A 2,076-nucleotide genomic window follows, 5' to 3' on the forward strand; every position below is an offset into this window, starting at 1 on the left:
ATACCATGCTGAGTCGCGTTGCTAATTCAATTTACTGGATTAATCGTTATGTGGAACGGGCCGAGAACGTATCCCGTTTTGTCGAGGTCAATCTGCATCTGTTGCTCGATACCCCCGTAGGAGGACTCGAACAACAGTGGGAACCACTTGTAGTGACCACTGGCGATCGGGCCATTTTTAAACAGCGCTATGGCGAGGCCACCGCTGAAAACGTGCTACATTTTCTCACGTTTGATGCAGAGTATCCCAACTCGATTCGCTCCTGTGTCAAGTCAGCACGAGAAAATGCCCGCTCGGTGCGAGAAATTATCTCGTCAGAAATGTGGGAACAGCTCAATGAGTTTTACCTGAGGGTAGAAGAGGCCGCCCAGTCAGCAGATAGTACCAATCTCTATGGGTTTTACCCTGAGGTAAAAACAGCCAGCCATCTGTTTGCCGGGGTGATGGAAGCCACCATGTCTCACAACGAGGGCTGGCATTTTGGTCGGTTGGGGCGCTTTTTAGAACGGGCGGACAAGACAGCACGGATTTTGGATGTCAAGTACTTTATCCTGCTACCGGCAGTGGCAGCGGTGGGGAGTCCTTTGGATAATCTGCAGTGGATTGCGCTCCTGCGCTCCGCCAGCGCCTATGAAATGTACCGCAAGTGTGAACAAACGCTGAGCCCCAGCGGCGTTGTCGACTTTCTGGTGCTGCATCCGGAGTTTCCCCGTTCGATTCGCTGCTGCATTTTGCAGGCGGAGCAGTCGCTGCATAAGATCTCGGGAACACCGGGGGGCAGCTGGCAGTTGAGCAGTGAGCGGCGGTTGGGTAAGTTGCGATCGCACTTAGAATACATCACCCTAGAGGAAATCTTCGAAACCGGTCTCCATCAGTTTTTAGACCAACTCCAGAACGACCTCAACCACGTCGGCAGCGCCATCACCGAAAACTTCTTTGGCCTTTCAGTGTCTGCATCATAACCTACGCCTAGCTCACGGTCTTTAGATACGACCGCTAGAATAGTCAGTACACAAGCAATCAACCCGTTGCCATCATGACATCCACTTTACTCAGACCCTCCACGATCCTGCCTGAAGGAATCTGTGTTCAGAGAATTAATAACCTTACCCTTTTTAAATTCACAGAGCAACTAGGTGACCGTATGCAGGAACTCCTAGACGGAAAGAAGAAAGATACGCTGAGCCCCGATGAATTGCTGGAACTAGAAACCATTGGTGAGCTGGACAATATCTTCAGCTATATCAATGCGGTCATGGCAGCTCAAGCTAATGTCGCTGTCTAAATCTCTACTGGAGCAAGTACGTCAACGGGCTCAGTATTGCTGTGAATACTGTCATTATCCAGAAATTTTAAGCACAGCACCCCTGTCGATTGATCATGTCCAACCCCGTTCCTTAGGTGGCACAGATGCCCTTGATAACCTGGCATTAGCCTGTCGTCGTTGCAATGAACGTCGCTACAATTTCATCAAGGGCATTGACCCAGAATCAGGTGATGATGATCCTCAACAAGAGAACAATTCCTAGTATGCCTCTATAAACAAAAATTAGAGCTAGTAAAAACGCCATCACCGACAACTTCTTTGGTCTTTTAGTATCTGCCTAAGAGTATTCATCTTCTATGGCCGCCTTTTCTCACTAACCGGCTTGACGAAACCCCAAAGCTCGTTTTACAGTGGCTCAATGCCGCACTAATTTAGTGCAGCTGTTCTACGCTAGAACCTAATTACTTGGCACCGTCGGCAGGTGCTCGCAACACCTAACCGACGGCTAACCCACGGATTACAAGCCAATCCACGGGCTGGGGTCATTATGCCCTAACCCCTGCGTTTGCGATACTACGTGAGGGGCTAAGGCGTTAGGTTCTGGTCACCCAAACCACACGTCTGGAGACCAGAACCATGTTTCAAGACCCAACTCAGGGCGCAAATGCGCCCACAGATTCGACTGACTTTTTACCCGAATACACGTCCGGACGGCTGATGCTGTTTGGCACTCTGGGGTTTGTGCAGATGTCCATCAAGGAATTACACAAGGCCAACTACGCTGAACCCAACGACTGGAGCCGTCTGTT

Annotated in this window: 3 protein-coding genes; all 3 read left to right on the top strand. The window is 50.1% G+C overall.

Features of this window, described 5'->3' with window-relative positions:
- The coding region (locus IQ260_RS30125; protein WP_322745085.1) for an alpha-E domain-containing protein at positions 1–962 on the top strand (962 nt) is incomplete at its 5' end.
- A 74-nt stretch (positions 963–1,036) separates the two neighbouring features.
- Positions 1,037–1,285, top strand: coding sequence for a hypothetical protein (locus IQ260_RS30130; RefSeq protein WP_193996727.1), 249 nt, complete (start codon positions 1,037–1,039; stop codon positions 1,283–1,285).
- Complete coding sequence (locus tag IQ260_RS30135; RefSeq protein WP_193996728.1) at positions 1,272–1,529, top strand: HNH endonuclease; 258 nt, start codon at positions 1,272–1,274, stop codon at positions 1,527–1,529. Before IQ260_RS30130 ends, IQ260_RS30135 begins: the two co-directional genes overlap by 14 nt.
- The last annotated feature ends 547 nt before the right edge of the window (positions 1,530–2,076 follow it).

The organism is Leptolyngbya cf. ectocarpi LEGE 11479 (assembly GCF_015207065.1).
GTDB classification, from domain to species: domain Bacteria; phylum Cyanobacteriota; class Cyanobacteriia; order Phormidesmidales; family Phormidesmidaceae; genus Leptothoe; species Leptothoe ectocarpi.